The sequence below is a fragment of the Pseudomonas sp. RIT-PI-r genome (assembly GCF_001297015.1).
In the GTDB taxonomy this organism is placed as follows: domain Bacteria; phylum Pseudomonadota; class Gammaproteobacteria; order Pseudomonadales; family Pseudomonadaceae; genus Aquipseudomonas.
Map to the genome: position 1 here is coordinate 281940 of NZ_LIGE01000037.1, position 16583 is coordinate 298522.

14 protein-coding genes are annotated in these 16583 nt (G+C 59.7%); 4 read left to right on the forward strand and 10 right to left on the reverse strand.

The window, feature by feature from the left end; translation table 11 throughout:
- Nucleotides 1–86 precede the first annotated feature (86 nt).
- The 4 genes from AK821_RS23345 (at nt 87) to leuA (ending at nt 5454) form a co-directional block, all read left to right on the forward strand.
- Entirely contained in the window at nt 87–974 is an 888-nt protein-coding gene (locus AK821_RS23345) for a LysR family transcriptional regulator (RefSeq protein ID WP_064392048.1), read from the forward strand.
- A gap of 131 nt (nt 975–1105) precedes the next feature.
- Nucleotides 1106–2485, forward strand: a complete 1380-nt coding sequence (gene xseA / locus AK821_RS23350; protein WP_008082520.1) for an exodeoxyribonuclease VII large subunit — start codon at nt 1106–1108, stop codon at nt 2483–2485.
- 3 nt (nt 2486–2488) lie between these two features.
- Nucleotides 2489–3310 (forward strand): M23 family metallopeptidase, encoded by an 822-nt coding sequence (locus tag AK821_RS23355; RefSeq protein WP_064392050.1) that lies wholly within the window; start codon nt 2489–2491, stop codon nt 3308–3310.
- A 464-nt stretch (nt 3311–3774) separates the two neighbouring features.
- On the forward strand, nt 3775–5454 hold the full coding sequence (gene leuA / locus AK821_RS23360) for a 2-isopropylmalate synthase (protein ID WP_016984364.1): 1680 nt from the start codon (nt 3775–3777) through the stop codon (nt 5452–5454).
- 100 nt (nt 5455–5554) lie between these two features.
- On the opposite strand, the gene AK821_RS23365 is transcribed toward leuA, so the two are convergent.
- The 10 genes from AK821_RS23365 to rlmN all read right to left on the reverse strand — a co-directional run bounded on the left by AK821_RS23365 (nt 5555) and on the right by rlmN (nt 16557).
- Nucleotides 5555–6346 (reverse strand): amidohydrolase, encoded by a 792-nt coding sequence (locus AK821_RS23365; protein WP_064392053.1) that lies wholly within the window; start codon nt 6344–6346, stop codon nt 5555–5557.
- Complete coding sequence (locus tag AK821_RS23370) at nt 6334–7482, reverse strand: pyridoxal phosphate-dependent aminotransferase (RefSeq protein WP_064392055.1); 1149 nt, start codon at nt 7480–7482, stop codon at nt 6334–6336. The genes AK821_RS23365 and AK821_RS23370 overlap by 13 nt, the downstream gene beginning before the upstream one ends.
- A gap of 248 nt (nt 7483–7730) precedes the next feature.
- On the reverse strand, nt 7731–9200 hold the full coding sequence (gene der, locus AK821_RS23375) for a ribosome biogenesis GTPase Der (protein WP_008084638.1): 1470 nt from the start codon (nt 9198–9200) through the stop codon (nt 7731–7733).
- Between the two features lie 136 nt (nt 9201–9336).
- The gene (gene bamB / locus AK821_RS23380; protein ID WP_034156262.1) at nt 9337–10488 is read right to left on the reverse strand and encodes an outer membrane protein assembly factor BamB; all 1152 of its coding nucleotides are present in this window, start codon (nt 10486–10488) and stop codon (nt 9337–9339) included.
- A complete protein-coding gene (locus AK821_RS23385; RefSeq protein ID WP_038362971.1) occupies nt 10481–11122 on the reverse strand; it encodes a YfgM family protein in 642 nt (213 codons plus the stop codon). Before AK821_RS23385 ends, bamB begins: the two co-directional genes overlap by 8 nt.
- A 41-nt stretch (nt 11123–11163) precedes the next feature.
- Nucleotides 11164–12453 (reverse strand): histidine--tRNA ligase, encoded by a 1290-nt coding sequence (gene hisS / locus AK821_RS23390; RefSeq protein ID WP_064392057.1) that lies wholly within the window; start codon nt 12451–12453, stop codon nt 11164–11166.
- Nucleotides 12454–12490: 37 nt separating this feature from the next.
- Nucleotides 12491–13600 carry a flavodoxin-dependent (E)-4-hydroxy-3-methylbut-2-enyl-diphosphate synthase gene (ispG, locus tag AK821_RS23395; RefSeq protein ID WP_008084646.1) on the reverse strand — a complete coding sequence of 370 codons (1110 nt, stop codon included), beginning with the start codon at nt 13598–13600 and terminating at the stop codon, nt 12491–12493.
- 3 nt (nt 13601–13603) lie between these two features.
- The gene (locus AK821_RS23400; protein WP_064392060.1) at nt 13604–14638 is read right to left on the reverse strand and encodes a RodZ domain-containing protein; all 1035 of its coding nucleotides are present in this window, start codon (nt 14636–14638) and stop codon (nt 13604–13606) included.
- Nucleotides 14638–15396, reverse strand: coding sequence for a type IV pilus biogenesis/stability protein PilW (gene pilW, locus AK821_RS23405; RefSeq protein ID WP_064392062.1), 759 nt, complete (start codon nt 15394–15396; stop codon nt 14638–14640). The genes AK821_RS23400 and pilW overlap by 1 nt, the downstream gene beginning before the upstream one ends.
- A 12-nt stretch (nt 15397–15408) precedes the next feature.
- On the reverse strand, nt 15409–16557 hold the full coding sequence (gene rlmN / locus AK821_RS23410; RefSeq protein WP_038362965.1) for a 23S rRNA (adenine(2503)-C(2))-methyltransferase RlmN: 1149 nt from the start codon (nt 16555–16557) through the stop codon (nt 15409–15411).
- Nucleotides 16558–16583: the final 26 nt, after the last annotated feature.

Below are 16583 nucleotides of genomic sequence, written 5' to 3' on the forward strand. Positions count from 1 at the left end.
AATAAGTCTGAGATGACTTTAGCCAGCACCAAGCGTTGCGACTAATATCTTCCAGGTCGCTTACTCATCTCGAAAAGGCATGGCTCGTGCTTTCAACCCGTCAATTGCGTTACTTCGTCGAAATCGCCGACTGCGGCAGTTTCAGTGCGGCGGCTGAACGTTTGTATATCGCGCAATCAGCGCTGAGCCGGCAAATCAAGGACATGGAAACGCGTCTGCAAACACCGCTGTTCGAACGCACGGCACGCCAGCCCCGGCTCACTGCGGCGGGGGAAGCATTTTTGCCGCGCGCTCGGAATCTGCTGAACGAACTGAGCAAGGCCAGCGCCATGGCCACTGCGGTTGGCAATGGCCAACGCGGCACTTTGCGCCTGAGCCATTCGAGTACGGTGACGATCAGCGGATGGCTTCTTCAGCAGATCAGCACCTACCTTGATCAGCAGAGCGGCGTGTCGCTGGACATCGGCAAGTTGTCTTCCGAGGCGCAACTGGAGGAACTGGCCGAAGGGCGCCTCGATATCGGCCTGTTGCGGTTGCCGGTGTTGCGCCAGCGCGAAGGCATTCAGATTGTCCCGCTGTTCACTGAACGGTTGCTACTGGCGGTACCGCACAATCATTACCTGGCAAATGCCAACACTGTGCAACTGGTGCAATTGAAGGACGAGGCGTTTATCTCGATCCCGCATCCGCAACGCGGCGGCTTGAGTTATCTGTGTGCCGACCTGTGCATGCGTCAGGGTTTCTTCCCGAAAGCGGCGCGGGTGATGTCGCGCAAAACCACGCAGTTACAGTTGATTCAGGCCGGTTTCGGCATCGCCCTGCTGCCGGAATCAATGCAAGACATTGCACCACGCGGCGTACGATTTCTGCCGCTGAGCGATCCGGACTGCGAAAGCACCGTCGCCCTCGCCTATCGCCAGAATCCGACACCTTTGATCCACCACTTCATCGAAACCTTCACAACCCCCTTGTAGGAGTGAGCCTGCTCGCGATCGCGGTTGAACATTCAACCTATCCTGCGACTGACACACCGCTATCGCGAGCAGACTCACTCCTACAGGGGACTTGTGGTGATTCGACGGCAAATGCCTTTAAACTGCGCCCCATGATTAAAGATCCCTTTGCAAGACTTGGCCTGGACCGTGAAGTCCTGACCGTCAGCCAGCTCAACGGCCGTGCGCGGGTGTTGCTCGAAGACGTGTTCAGCAACATCTGGGTTGAAGGCGAAATCTCCAACCTCGCCCGCCCGGCGTCCGGCCACATCTATTTCACCCTCAAGGACAGCGGCGCGCAGGTGCGTTGCGCGCTGTTCCGGCAGAACGCCGCGCGAGTGCGTCAGGCGTTGAAGGACGGCCTGGCAGTGAAGGTACGCGGCAAGGTCTCGCTGTTCGAGGGCCGTGGCGACTATCAGTTGATTCTCGACACCGTTGAGCCGGCCGGTGACGGCGCGCTGCGTCTCGCTTTCGATGCACTCAAAGAAAAGCTCAGCGCCGAAGGCCTGTTCAGCGCCGAACGCAAAGTGCCGCTGCCCGCGCATCCGCAGCGCATCGGCATCATCAGCTCGCCGACCGGCGCGGTGATTCGCGACATCATCAGCGTGTTCCGCCGCCGTGCACCGCAAGTACAACTGACGCTGATCCCGACCGCCGTGCAGGGCCGCGAAGCCACCGCGCAAATCGTCCGCGCGCTGAAAATGGCCGATGCCCGTGGCTTCGACGCGTTGATCCTCGCCCGAGGCGGCGGTTCGCTGGAAGACCTCTGGTGCTTCAACGAAGAAGCCGTGGCCCGCGCCGTTGATGCCTGTGTGACGCCGATTGTCAGTGCTGTCGGCCATGAAACCGATGTGTCGATCAGTGACTTTGTCGCTGACGTCCGCGCCCCCACGCCGTCTGCGGCTGCCGAGTTACTCGCGCCCGATTCCAGCCATTTGATCCGTCAGGTCGAAAGTCTGCATCGCCGTTTGGTGATGCGCATGCGCGACCGTTTGATGCGTGATCGTCTGCGCCTCGAAGGCATGGCGCGTCGCTTGCGTCATCCCGGCGAGCGTCTGCGCCAGCAAGCGCAACGTCTGGACGATCTGGACATGCGCATGCGTCGGGCGTTCGAGCGCAGCCTCAACACACGTCGCGAGCGCCTGATTCGCCTGGAAACCCGCCTCGCCGGGCAACATCCGGGACGGCAATTGGCGATGTTGCGCCAGCGCCTCGACAGCCTCGCCGAACGTCTGCCACGGGCCATGCGCGAAGGCCTGAAAAACCGTCGCCTGCAATTGCACAGTCAGATGCAGACGCTGCACGTGGTCAGCCCGCTGGCAACGCTCGGCCGTGGTTACAGCATTCTGCTCGATGAGCGCGGCCATGCGATCCGCAACGCCGCGCAGACCCACACTGGCCAGCGCCTGAAGGCCAAACTGGGCGAAGGCGAACTGCAAGTGCGCGTCGAGGACAATCACCTGACGCCTGTCACCCTCTCTTTACTGGACTGATCCATGCCGCGTTTTCTGGCTTCATTGTTTTTGCTCTGCCTGACCTTCAACGCCCATGCCGACAGCTACATCACTCGACTGCTGAACAAACCGGTGCCGGGCGGCGTCGCAGTGGTTGATCTGGGCGCGGCCGCGCAGGCGCCGAAAGCCACGTATCAGGGCAAACCGGTGCTGGTGGTGAAAGAACAGAACAACTGGCTGGCGATTGTCGGCGTGCCGTTGACGGTGAAGCCGGGCGCGCAACAGATCAGCAGTGGCGGGCGCAATCTGCCGTTCACCGTGGGCAACAAGAAATACCCGGAACAGCGCATCACCCTGAAGAACAAACAGCAAGTAAACCCGGATCAGTCGAACCTCAAGCGCATCGAGGGCGAACTGGCCGAGCAGATCAAGGCTTACCGCAGCTTCAGCCCGAACACGCCAAGCAATCTGCTGCTGGACAAACCGGTCAATGGACCGCTGTCGAGCAAGTTTGGCGTGCGCCGCTTCTTTAATGGTGAGGAGCGCAATCCGCACGCCGGCCTCGACTTCGCGGTGCCGGCGGGCACGCCGATCAAGACGCCGGCGGCGGGCAAGGTGATCCTCACCGGCAATTACTTCTTCAATGGCAACACGGTGTTTGTCGACCATGGGCAGGGCTTTATCAGCATGTTCTGCCATATGTCGAAGATTGATGTGAAGGTCGGCGATCAACTGGCGCGGGGCGCGGTGGTCGGTAAGGTTGGCATGACCGGTCGCGCGACCGGGCCGCACATGCACTGGAATGTCAGCCTGAATGATGCGCGGGTGGAGCCGGCGATTTTTATTGGCGCGTTTCAGCCTTAAAAAATAGAGCGAAGCTTATGGCCTCATCGCGAGCAGGCTCACTCCTACATTGGACCGGTGTTGTGAACACGATCAACTGTAGGAGTGAGCCTGCTCGCGATGGCGGCTTATGCTGTACTCAAACCCCCCTGACACCCCATCATCCCCAATTGCGCCCCAATCAAACCTCGCGCAAATATCACAACGATCAGCGATCTCCAGCGCAATAAAATCCCGCAAAAACTCTCTTTCCGAGTATTCCTCTCAATTTTTTCCGACTGCTTGCCAACCTCTCCCCTCGCGGTTAGGGTTGAAGGCATGAAAACCTCTCACACCCTTATTCAGCTTCGCCAGCACCGCAGCCTGTGCCTTGTCAGCGCACGACTGCCGGGCTGAATCGCGGCACCTCGTCCCACGCTTTTCCCAGAACATTCGTAACACCGGCAGGCCGCCTCTTTTCGGCCCAGACAATAAGGAATTTCCCGATGAGCATGCTCAAAGATCCGTCTTCGAAATACCGCGCGTTTCCTGTCATCAACCTGCCGGATCGCACCTGGCCGTCGAAAACCATCGACACCGCGCCGATCTGGTGCAGCTCCGACCTGCGCGACGGCAACCAGTCACTGATCGAGCCGATGGACGCGGTGAAGAAACTGCGTTTCTGGAAAACCCTCGTGCAAGTCGGCGTGAAGGAAATCGAAGCGTCGTTCCCGGCCGCTTCGCAAACCGACTTCGACTTCGTGCGTACCCTGATCGAAGAAGGCCACATCCCAGACGACACCACCATTCAGGTGCTGACCCAGGGCCGTGAAGACTTGATCGAGCGCACCTTCGAATCCCTGCGCGGCGCGAAGAAAGCCATCGTTCACCTGTACAACGCCACCTCGCCGTCTTTCCGTCGCATCGTTTTCAACCAGGACAAGGACGGCATCAAGGCCATCGCCGTGAACGCCGCCAAGCTGTTCGTCAAATATGCAGCCATGCAGCCGGACACCGAATGGACGTTTGAATACTCGCCGGAAACCTTCAGCGCTACCGAACTGGAATTCGCCAAGGAAGTCTGTGATGCGGTGATCGAGGTGTGGAACCCGACGCCTGAGCACAAGATGATCCTGAACCTGCCCGCCACCGTTGAATGCGCAACGCCGAACATCTACGCCGACCAGATCGAGTGGTTCGGCCGCAACATCAACCGTCGTGACAGCGTGATCATCAGCCTGCACACCCACAACGACCGTGGCACCGGCGTCGCTGCCACCGAGCTGGGCCTGATGGCTGGCGCCGATCGCGTCGAAGGCTGCCTGTTCGGCAACGGCGAACGCACCGGTAACGTCGACCTCGTCACCGTCGCATTGAACATGTACACCCAGGGTCTCGACCCGCAGCTGGACTTCTCCGACATCGACGGCGTGCGTAAAGTCGTTGAGGAGTGCAACCAGATTCAGGTTCACCCGCGTCACCCGTACGTTGGCGACCTGGTGCACACCGCGTTCTCCGGCTCGCACCAGGATGCGATCCGCAAAGGCTTCTCCCAACAGAAACCGGACGCACTGTGGGAAGTGCCGTACTTGCCGATCGACCCGGCCGACATTGGCCGCAGCTACGAGGCGGTGATTCGCGTCAACAGCCAGTCGGGTAAGGGCGGCATCGCTTACTTGCTGGAGCAGGAATACGGCATCAGCCTGCCACGTCGCATGCAGATCGAATTCAGTCAGGTCGTGCAGCGTGAAACCGACCGTCTGGGTCTGGAGATGACCGCCAAGCAGATCCACTCGCTGTTGATCAGCGAATACCTGCAAGCCAACACCCCGTACGCGCTGGTCAGCCATCGCCTGCAGGAAGAAAACGGTAACAGCGCCGTCGAAGTGGAAGTGGCGAGCAAAGGTCAGGGCGAAACCAACCTGCACTGGCGCGGCAAGGGCAACGGTGCGCTGGAAGCACTGGTCGCCGGTCTGCCGGTTCCGGTGGAGATCATGGACTATAACGAACACGCGATTGGCGCAGGTACCAACGCCAAGGCAGCGGCGTACATCGAGCTGCGGGTGAACGGTGAACGTGCGGTGCACGGCGTGGGTATCGATGAAAACATCACCACGGCCAGCTTCAAGGCGCTGTTCAGCGCACTGAACCGCTCGCTGAGCCAGCCTGAGGCGAAAGCGGCGTAAGCCTTTGCTGCAATGCAAAAGGCCCCGAAGTGCGAACTCCGGGGCCTTTTTTTGCCTGATGCGCTCGTTCCCATGCTCCGCGTGGGAACGATCAGTTACCTCAGGTGAACTCGAAGGTGTCGGCATCCAGATTCGCCGGGAAGCGCTCACGATAAGCCGCCAATGGTGCGGCCTCCAAAACCACCTTGAACACGCCGTCCGCCTCCCCCGCCGCCAGCAAGGTTTCACCCTGGAAATCCAGCACCTGACTGTCGCCGGTGTAAGCGAAACCCTTGCCGTCGGTGCCAACGCGATTCACCGCCGCCACATAACAAAGGTTTTCGATCGCTCGCGCTGGCAACAGGCGATTCCAGTGCAGACGTCGCGCACCCGGCCAGTTGGCGGTGTACAGCAGCAGATCTGTGTCCTGCGCATCGCGGCTCCACACCGGGAAACGCAGGTCGTAACAAATCAGCGGGCGGATACGCCAGCCCTTGAGTTCGAACTGCACCTGCCGTTCGCCGGGGGTGTAATGGTTGTGCTCGCCGGCCATGCGGAACAGATGACGCTTGTCGTAATGCAGCACTTCACCGTCCGGCCGCGCCCACAACAGGCGATTGCGATGGCTGCCGTCAGCAGCCTGAATAATCACGCTGCCGGTAATCACCGCATCGAGTTTCGCCGCCTGAACGCGCAGCCATTTACTGGTCGGACCGTTCTCGGCTTCGGCGAGCGTTTCTGACTCCATGGAGAAACCGGTGGTGAACATTTCCGGCAGGATGATCAGATCAGCGCCCTGTGCCTGCTCCAGCAACTGCTCGAAATGCTCGAAGTTGGCCTGACGGTCGTGCCAGGCCAAAGTGGTCTGGATCAGCGCCAGATTGAGATCGGGTAATGCACTCAGATCACGCATAGTTTCGCCGCCGCCTCACGCAGCGTCTCCTCGCGTTTGGCAAAGCACAGGCGCACGAGGCGCTGGCCTTCAGGTGGGTTCTGGTAAAACACCGACACCGGAATACTCGCCACGCCGTGCTCGCGGGTCATCCACATGGCCATCTCGACGTCATTCAGGTCAGGACGGATCTGTGAGTAATCGACCAGTTGGAAATAGGTGCCGGTGACACGTTTGAAGGTGAAGCGCGACGGCGTCAACAGATCACAGAACAGATCGCGCTTGGCCTGATAGAAACCCGGCAGCTCTTCAACGTGCTCCGGGTGCTCGGCCATGTAATCGGCCAAGGCGTATTGCAGCGGTGTGACACCGCAGAAACTGACGTACTGGTGGACTTTGCGCAGTTCGGCCGTCAGCGCCGGCGGCGCGACGACGTAGCCGGTCTTCCAGCCAGTGACGTGATAGGTCTTGCCGAACGAACTCACGACGAAGGCACGCTGATACAGCTCTTCGTGGGCGAGCACGCTGACATGCGGCACACCGTCGAACACCAGGTGTTCATAGACTTCGTCGCTAATCAGGTAGATGTCGCGATCACGGATCAGCGCCGCCAGTTGATCCAGCTCCGCACGGCTGATCAGTGCACCGCTCGGGTTATGCGGGGTATTGATGACGATCATTTTCGTGCGCGGGCTCAGGGCCGCGGCGAGCTGGTCGAAATCGATGGAGAAATCTTCCGGGTTCAATTGCACATGCACGCAGCGACCACCCGCCAACTCCGTCGCCGGTTCGTAGCTGTCGTAGCACGGGTCGAACACAATGACTTCGTCGCCGCTGTGGATAACCGCCTGAATCGCACAGAAGATCGCCTGCGTCGCGCCCGGCGTGACCGTCACTTCGCTGTCGGCATTGACCTGCACGCCATAGCTGCGAGCGATTTTCGCCGCAATCTGCTCGCGCAAGGCCGGCAATCCGGTCATCGGCGAATACTGGTTATGACCACTGGCAATGTGCCGACCGACCGCGTCACGCAGAGACTGCGGGCCGTCAAAATCAGGAAAACCCTGAGACAGGTTGATCGCGCCGGTTTGCGCGGCGAGCTGAGACATCTGCGTGAAAATAGTGATGCCGACATTCGGCAGCTTACTGGTGATCATCGGGGGTTCCCTGCTCAACACCCGGCTCTGACGACGGCGCGGGAGAGCCCGAGGATAGCCCATCCGGCGCCCATAAAAAAAGGGCGCTCTGGTGAGCGCCCTTCTTATCGCCGAACCCATGTAGGCGCTGCCGAAGGCTGCGATCTTCTGATCTTGCCTTTAAAGCAAAATCAAAAGATCGCAGCCTGCGGCAGCTCCTACAGAAGCGGTTGATCATTCCCATGCAATTGCGGGAATGGCCACCTCAATCACTTCTTGTCGCGGCGCTTCTTGTCAGCTTTCTTGCTGTGCGACATCATCCGACGCTTCCTGTTGACCTGGCGGTCGGTCAGCGTGTTTTTGTTGCCTTCGTACGGGTTCTCGCCGCCCTTGAACTCGATGCGGATCGGCGTACCGACCAGCTTCAGCACACGGCGGTAAGTGTTCTCCAGATAGCGCACGTACGACTTCGGCACTTTCTCGATCTGGTTACCGTGGATCACGATGATCGGCGGGTTGGCACCACCCAAGTGGGCGTAGCGCAACTTGATCCGGCGGTTGTTGACCATCGGTGGCGCGTGCTCGCCAACCGCATCTTCCAGAATCTGGGTCAGACGGTTGGTCGGCCAGCGGGTGACCGCCGACTTGAACGAGTTCTGCACCGAAGCGTAGAGGTTGCCCACGCCAGTACCGTGCAAGGCCGAGATGAAGTGAATGTCGGCGTAGTCAACGAAGAACAACCGACGCTGCAACTCGACCTTGACGAAGTCGCGCTCGCTCGGCGTCATGCCGTCCCATTTGTTGATCGCGATCACCAGCGCACGACCCGACTCGATGGCGAAGCCCAGCAGGTTGAGGTCGTGATCGACCACACCTTCGCGGGCGTCCATCACAAAGATCACCACGTTGGCGTCTTTGATCGCCTGCAGGGTTTTGACCACGGAGAATTTTTCGACTTCTTCGTGGATCTTGCCGCGCTTGCGCACACCAGCGGTGTCGATCAGCGTGTACTTCTCTTCATTGCGTTCGAACGGAATGTAGATACTGTCGCGCGTGGTGCCCGGCTGGTCGTAAACGATAACCCGGTCTTCACCGAGCATACGGTTGACCAGCGTCGATTTACCGACGTTGGGACGACCGATGATGGCGATCTTGATGCCGTCTTTTTCGCTCGGGCCAGGAATGCGCTTGGCTTCCTCGCCTTCGGCAACGATCTCTTCTTCGCCGTCTTCCGGCTCTTCTTCGTCTTTCGGGAAATCACCCAGGGCGATTTCCAGCATCTGCGTGATGCCACGGCCGTGAGCACCGGCGATCGGGATCGCGTGGCCCATGCCCAATGGAGCGAACTCAGCGCGGGCCATTTCCGGGTCGATGTTGTCGACCTTGTTGGCCACCACGTAGGAACGCTTGTTACGTTTGCGCAGGTGTTCGGCGATCATCTGGTCGGCGGCGGTGAAACCGGCCTTGGCATCTACCAGGAACAGCACAACGTCTGCTTCTTCAATGGCCAGCAGCGACTGCTCGGCCATTTTTTCGTCCATACCGTGCTCGTCACCGGAGATACCACCGGTGTCGACCAGAATGTAGGAACGCCCTTGCCACTTGGCCTCACCGTACTGGCGATCACGGGTCAGACCGGACAAGTCGCCGACAATGGCGTCGCGAGTCCTGGTCAGGCGGTTGAACAAGGTGGACTTGCCGACGTTCGGTCGGCCCACCAGGGCGATTACGGGAACCATGCGGCTCTCCACTTCGTTATTTCAGAAAATACAAAAGCCGCTGCGAGGCAGCGGCTGGTGCTCGGGGCAACGCCTGTTAGCGCTGCAAGCCCCATGAATCCGGGGCCGCCTGGGGGTTTAACCCCAAGCATAGTTGTTACTTGATGGTCAGGGCTTCCAGTTTGCCGCTGTTGCCATATACATAAATCGTGTCACCCACCACCAGCGGACGGGCACGCAGGCCGTCGCTGTCGATGCGCTCACGGCCGACGAAACGACCGTCAACCTGACTCAGCAGGTGCAGATAACCTTCCAGGTCACCCACTGCAACATAGCTGGAGAACACTTCCGGAGCCGACAGTTGACGGCGAGCCAGCGAATCGTTGCTCCACAATGCTGTGGTGGAACGCTCGTCGACGCCTTCAACGGTGCCCGAAGACAGGCTCACGTAAACGCTGCCGAAACCCTGAGCAATACCAGCGTAGCTCGACGCATCGCGCTGCCAGAGTTGACGACCGCTTTCCAGGTCCAGTGCCGCCACGCGACCCTGATAGCTGGCAACGTACAAAGTACCGCCGGACAGCAGCAGACCGCCGTCGATGTCGACCACGCGCTCCAGTTCCGAACGACCTTGTGGAATCGCAATGCGTTGTTCCCAGACCGGCACGCCGTTGGAAATGTCCAGAGCAACCACTTTACCGGTCGACAGGCCAGCCACCGCGAGGCGGTTGGTCACCAGCGGGGCACTGGTGCCACGCAGGGTCAGTACGGCCGGGGTGCTGTCATACACCCAGCGCTGAGTACCGGTCGATGCATCCAGACCGATCAGACGATCGTCCTGAGTCTGCACAACCACCACGTCACCGTTGTTGGCCGGTGGCGCGAGGACTTCGCTGTTGACGCGAGCGCGCCACTTCTCTTCACCGTTGCTGGTGTCCAGAGCGACGACTTCACCGCGCAGGGTGCCGATCAGAACCAGACCGTAACCCACGCCAACGGCGCCGGAGACAGGCAGGTCAAGATCCTGCTTCCATTTCACGTCGCCATTGCCGCGATCCATGGCCATCACCACGCCGGTCACATCGGCGGCGTAGATGGTGTCACCGTCGATCGCCGGCACCAGCATGTTGTAGGTTTCGCCCTGACCGTCACCGATCGAACGACTCCACTGCTTGTGCAGAACCACTTCTTCTTTGAAGTCGGTCAGTTCAGCCGGTGGCAATTCTTTCTTGCTGTTGCTGCTGCAACCCGCGGCCAGAAGGGCCAGAGCCAGCAATGCTGCATGCTTCCAACGGATCACGTCACGCATCCCCTTTGGCCAGGTCGTCGAGCTTGATTTGAAGGCCACCGACCGCCGCTTCATCCGACAGTGCCGCCTTGGCTTTTTGATACGCCTTGTTCGCGTCATCGGTACGGCCCAACTGCACCAGCAGGTCGCCCTTGAGTTCTTCGCGAGTCGCCAGGAACGCTTTGTCGGCGTCGCCGTCGAGCAGTTTCAGGGCATCTTCAGCCTTGTTCTGTGCGCCGAGTACCTGCGCCAGACGCTGACGGGCGATTTCGCCCAGCGCCGGGTTGGCCGGTTTGTCGACGATGGCTTTCAGCTCGGTCGCGGCGTCGTCCAGCTTGCCGCTGTCCACAGCCACTTTGGCCACGAACAGGCTGCCGTACTGCGCATAGGCAGAACCGCCGAACTCGCTGTTGAGCTTGCCGGCCAAGTCCGCAACGCGGGCGGCATCAGGCTTGCCGTCAGGCGTCAGCGTGGTTTCCAGCAATTGCTGATAGAGCACCGAGGCGCCTTGCGACTGGTTGCTCTGGTATTTGTGATATGCCTGCCAGCCGAACACGATGACCAGCGCCAACAGGCCGCCGGTGACCAGAGGTTTGCCGTTGCGTGTCCACCAGTCTTTCAAATCCGCCAACTGTTCGTCTTCGGTACTCGACACCCCAATACTCCTTAATCGCTAAATCGGCTGTTTGGACAGCTTCAACCCTGCACGACGCAGGTGGCCAGGTGAGCGGCGAGCGCATCCCAGGCAATGCTTTGTTGTTCGCCCTGGCCACGCAGGGGTTTGAAACCTACCACTTGCTGGGCCATTTCGTCGTCACCGAGGATCAGTGCGTACAGCGCACCGCTCTTGTCGGCCTTCTTGAACTGGCTTTTGAAGCTGCCGGCGCCGGCATTGACTTGCAGGCGCAGGTTTGGAAGTTGATCGCGAACACGTTCTGCCAGGGCCAGACCGGCCAGCTCGGCTTCTTCACCGAAGGCGCAGAGGTAGACATCGACCTGACGGGAGATTTCTTCCGGGATCTGCTCCAGGGTTTCGAGCATCAACACCAGACGCTCGATGCCCATGGCGAAACCGACGCCAGTGGTCGGCTTGCCGCCCATCTGCTCGACCAGACCGTCGTAACGACCGCCGGCGCAGACAGTGCCCTGGGCGCCGAGCTTGTCGGTGACCCATTCGAAAACGGTTTTGCTGTAGTAATCGAGGCCGCGCACCAGCTTCGGGTTGAGCACGTAAGGGATGCCGACGGCATCCAGACGCGATTTCAAGCCTTCGAAGTGAGCACGGGATTCGTCGTCGAGGTAGTCGGCCATTTTCGGCGCATCGACCAGCACTGCTTGGGTGTCGGCATTTTTTGTGTCGAGCACGCGCAGCGGGTTGGTTTTCAGGCGACGCTGGCTGTCTTCGTCGAGCTTGTCGTGGTGCGCCGAGAGGTACTCGACCAGCGCTTCACGGTAGCGACCACGGGACTCGCTGGTGCCGAGGCTGTTGAGTTCGAGTTTGACCGCATCACGAATGCCCAGCTCGCCCCACAGGCGCCAGGTCATGGTGATCAGCTCGGCGTCGATGTCCGGACCGTCGAGGTTGAACACTTCCAGACCGATCTGGTGGAACTGGCGATAACGACCTTTCTGCGGACGCTCGTGGCGGAACATCGGGCCGATGTACCAGAGTTTCTGCACCTGGCCACCGCCGGTAATGCCGTGCTCAAGTACAGCACGCACGCACGCCGCCGTGCCTTCCGGACGCAGGGTCAGGGAGTCGCCGTTGCGGTCTTCGAAGGTATACATCTCTTTTTCGACGATGTCGGTCACTTCACCGATCGAGCGCTTGAACAGCTCGGTGAACTCGACGATCGGCATGCGGATCTGCTTGTAACCGTAGTTATCCAGCAGACGTGCGACAGTGCCTTCGAAATAACGCCACAGGGGGGTCTGTTCGGGCAGGATGTCGTTCATGCCACGAATGGCTTGCAATGACTTGCTCACTTTAAATCCTTAAATTCGTTCGGCTCTTCAGTCAGGGTCAGCCGCGCGCAATTACGGCAGCGTCAGCTTCGACCTTTTCGGCCGCTTTCTGGCGGATCAGCCTTTCCAGCTCGTCCACCAGATTGTCATTCGTCAGTTTCTGCGCCGGCTTGCCGTCGATGTAAATCAGGTTTGGCGTGCCGCCGGTCAAGCCGATATGGGCTTCCTTGGCTTCGCCGGGGCCGTTGACCACGCAACCGATCACCGCGACATCCAGCGGCACCAGCAGGTCTTCAAGGCGCCCTTCCAGCTCGTTCATGGTTTTCACCACATCGAAGTTCTGCCGCGAGCAGCTCGGGCAGGCGATGAAGTTGATGCCACGGGAACGCAGATGCAAAGACTTGAGAATGTCGTAACCGACCTTCACTTCCTCGACCGGATCGGCCGCCAGCGAGATGCGGATAGTATCGCCAATCCCTTCGGCGAGCAGCATACCTAGGCCCACGGCGGATTTCACTGTGCCCGAACGCAATCCACCGGCTTCGGTGATGCCGAGGTGCAGCGGCTGAACGATTTCTTTCGCCAGCAAGCGGTAGGCTTCGACGGCCATGAACACGTCGGAAGCCTTCACGCTGACCTTGAAGTCCTGGAAATTCAGGCGTTCGAGGTGTTCAACGTGGCGCAAAGCAGATTCGACCAGCGCCGCTGGCGTCGGCTCGCCGTATTTCTTCTGCAGGTCTTTTTCCAGCGAACCGGCGTTGACGCCGATGCGGATCGGAATCCCGCGATCACGGGCAGCATCGACCACGGCGCGCACGCGGTCTTCACGACCGATGTTGCCCGGGTTGATACGCAGGCAATCCACACCCAGCTCAGCGACTCGCAAAGCAATCTTGTAGTCGAAGTGGATGTCGGCAACCAGCGGCACCTTGACCAGTTGCTTGATTTTGCCGAACGCCTCGGCGGCGTCCATGTCCGGCACCGAAACGCGGACGATATCGACGCCAGCGGCTTCCAGACGATTGATTTGCGCAACGGTGGCGGCAACGTCATTGGTGTCGCTGTTGGTCATGCTCTGCACCGCGATCGGCGCATCGCCGCCCACCGGTACGTTGCCGACCCAGATCTTGCGCGAAACGCGACGTTTGATTGGAGATTCGCCGTGCATGACTTATTGACCCAACTTCAGGCGAGCAGTCTCGCCACTGGTGAACGGAGCGATATCGACCGGTTGGCCGTTGTAGCTGACCTGCGCGGCACGGGCTACACCCAGACGCACGTTAAGCGGCGGCTTGCCGGAAACGCTGACGCTATCGCCTTTATGCTTGAGACCACTGAAGATCACTTTGCCACGACCGTCGGTCACTTGTGCCCAGCAATCGGCGCTGAACTGCAGTTGTACCTGACCATCGCCAGCCACTGGTGCGACCGTTTCTGCGGGGGCTGCCGGGGCAGCAGGAACAACCGGAGCGGTAACGGTCGGCGCTGGAGTGGCCGGCACGTTTGGCGCTGGGGTAGCCGGAGTAGCAACAACCGGTGCCGGCGTATGAACCGGGGCGGTCGGCGTTGCAGCCGGAGCAGTTGGAGTGGTTGCCGGAGCAGCGCCTTCGGCACCGGTCGATTCAGCCGTGGTTTCGGACTGAGGCAACGCCAGTGTCGTCGAAGTGTCAGCCTGATTTTCCTCGACTGCCTGGTCTTCCGGCTCATCGATCGGGTGAATCTGGGTCGTACCGTCGGCACCTTCGACTTCAACGTGCTCAGGCGCCAGAGACGTCAGGTCCTTGGTGCGCAGCGAGGTCTGATCCTGCCACCAGACGAAACCACCGCCGATGACCGCAATCAGCAACAACAGGCTGACGATCCGCAAAATGGTGTGGGAGACCCGCACCGGCTCTTCGATACGGCCGAGGGCGTGAACATTGCTGCCTTGGGAATCGGTACCGGTGGATTGGTCGAACTGCTGAACCAGAACGGTCTGGTCCATGCCGAGCAATTTGGCATAGGCGCGAATATAACCGCGAGCGAAGGTATGCCCCGGCAGCTTGTCGAAAGCGCCGGCTTCAAGATTGCTCAGGGAAGTCACGGTGAGGTTGAGCTTGAGGGCCACTTCGGCCAGCGACCAGCCATTGCTTTCGCGGGCCTGGCGCAGGGTCTCACCGGGGTTAACGCGATTCGCTGCTACAACTTCGGGATGCGCCGCTTTCATCATTGCTCCGACAGGTATTGCTGATATTCCGGCGTACCGGGATAGAGTCGTTTTAATTGCAGGCCATAACTGGCGGCCTTGTCGCGATCTTCAAACACTTTTGCCAGCCGAACGCCGAGCAATAGACTACGTGCATTTTGTTCGGTGAGCAGGCTGAAACGGTCGTAATAGTCACGCGCGGGCACATAATGCCTGTCTTCGTAGGACAACTCAGCCATTTCCAGCAATGCGCGCGGTTGTTGACGGTTCAAACGCAGGGCCTTTTCCAGCTGTTGCTGCGCCAGATCACGCTGACCGAGCTTCGCGGCCGTCATGCCGAGGTTCTCGAACACACGCGAACGCTCAGGATACAGGGTATCGGCGGCGGCCTGTTCAAAACGCTCGTAGGCTTCTTTATAACGCTGTTGTTCGTAGAGAAAACTGCCGTAGTTGTTGAGGATGCGCGCATCGGCGGGACGGGAGGACAAAGCCTTGCGGAAGTGTTCGTCGGCCAGTTCCGGCTCCATTTCGGACTGAAACACCAGCCCGAGGGCCGCGTTGGCGTCAGGATCGGAACCGTCGATCTCCAGCGCCTTCTTCAGCGGCACCTTGGCCCGCTCGCTCATGCCTTGCTGCAAGTATCCCAGCCCCAGCTGCACGTAGGCAGCCCGCGCTTCATCGCGGCCCTTGCTGGTCTTCATCGGGTTGTAGTCACCCGACAGGACACAACCAGCACACAGGCTGGCCAACAGCAACAGCAGCGCAAAGCGCAGGGACATAGAGATCCTCTCTTAGTTAGTGTTCGCGGCGTTCTGTGCCAGATCGCTGTCGGCGCTCAACTCACGCACGGCGATATAACGTTCGCTGCGACGGGTGCGATCCAGCACCTGCCCTACCAATTGACCACATGCAGCGTCGATGTCTTCACCACGGGTGGTGCGGACAGTGACGTTGAAACCGGCCTGATGCAACTGATCCTGGAAACGACGGATCGCGTTGTTGCTCGGGCGCTCGTACCCGGAATGCGGGAACGGGTTGAACGGAATCAGGTTGATCTTGCACGGAATATTCTTCAGTAGCTCGATCATCTCAACGGCGTGTTCAACTTTATCGTTGATGTCCTTGAGCAAGGTGTACTCGATGGTCAGCACGCGTTTTTCGCCCAGGGACGACATGTAGCGCTGGCACGACTCGAGCAGCATCTTAAGCGGATATTTCTTGTTGATCGGCACCAATTGGTTACGCAATGCGTCATTCGGTGCGTGCAGGGACAACGCCAGGGACACGTCGATGTGCTTGGCCAGCTCATCGATCATCGGCACCACGCCCGAAGTGGACAGGGTCACGCGGCGCTTGGAGATCCCGTAGCCGAGGTCATCCATCATCAGATGCATGGCGGCGACGACGTTGTCGAAGTTCAGCAGTGGCTCACCCATGCCCATCATCACCACGTTGGTGATGGCACGGTCGACGGTTGCCGGGACACTGCCGAAAGATTTGTTGGCAATCCACACCTGACCGATGACTTCGGCGGCGGTGAGGTTGCTATTGAAGCCTTGCTTGCCGGTGGAGCAGAAACTGCAATCCAGGGCACAGCCTGCCTGGGACGAAACGCACAATGTGCCGCGCTTGCCCTGGGGAATGTACACGGTCTCGACGCAGCTGCCGGACGCCACGCGCACCACCCATTTACGGGTGCCGTCGCTGGAGATGTCCTCGCTGACCACTTCCGGACCACGGACCTCAGCAATAACCTTGAGCTTGTCGCGCAAGGCCTTGCTGACGTTCGTCATGGCGTCGAAATCATCGACACCAAAGTGGTGAATCCATTTCATTACCTGACCGGCACGGAAACGCTTCTCCCCGATTGAGTCGAAGAATTTTTCCATTTCCTGTTGAGTCAGACCCAGCAGGTTGGTTTTTACAGTCGATGTAGTCATGGATTCACCTTCACTCTTAAGCCAAT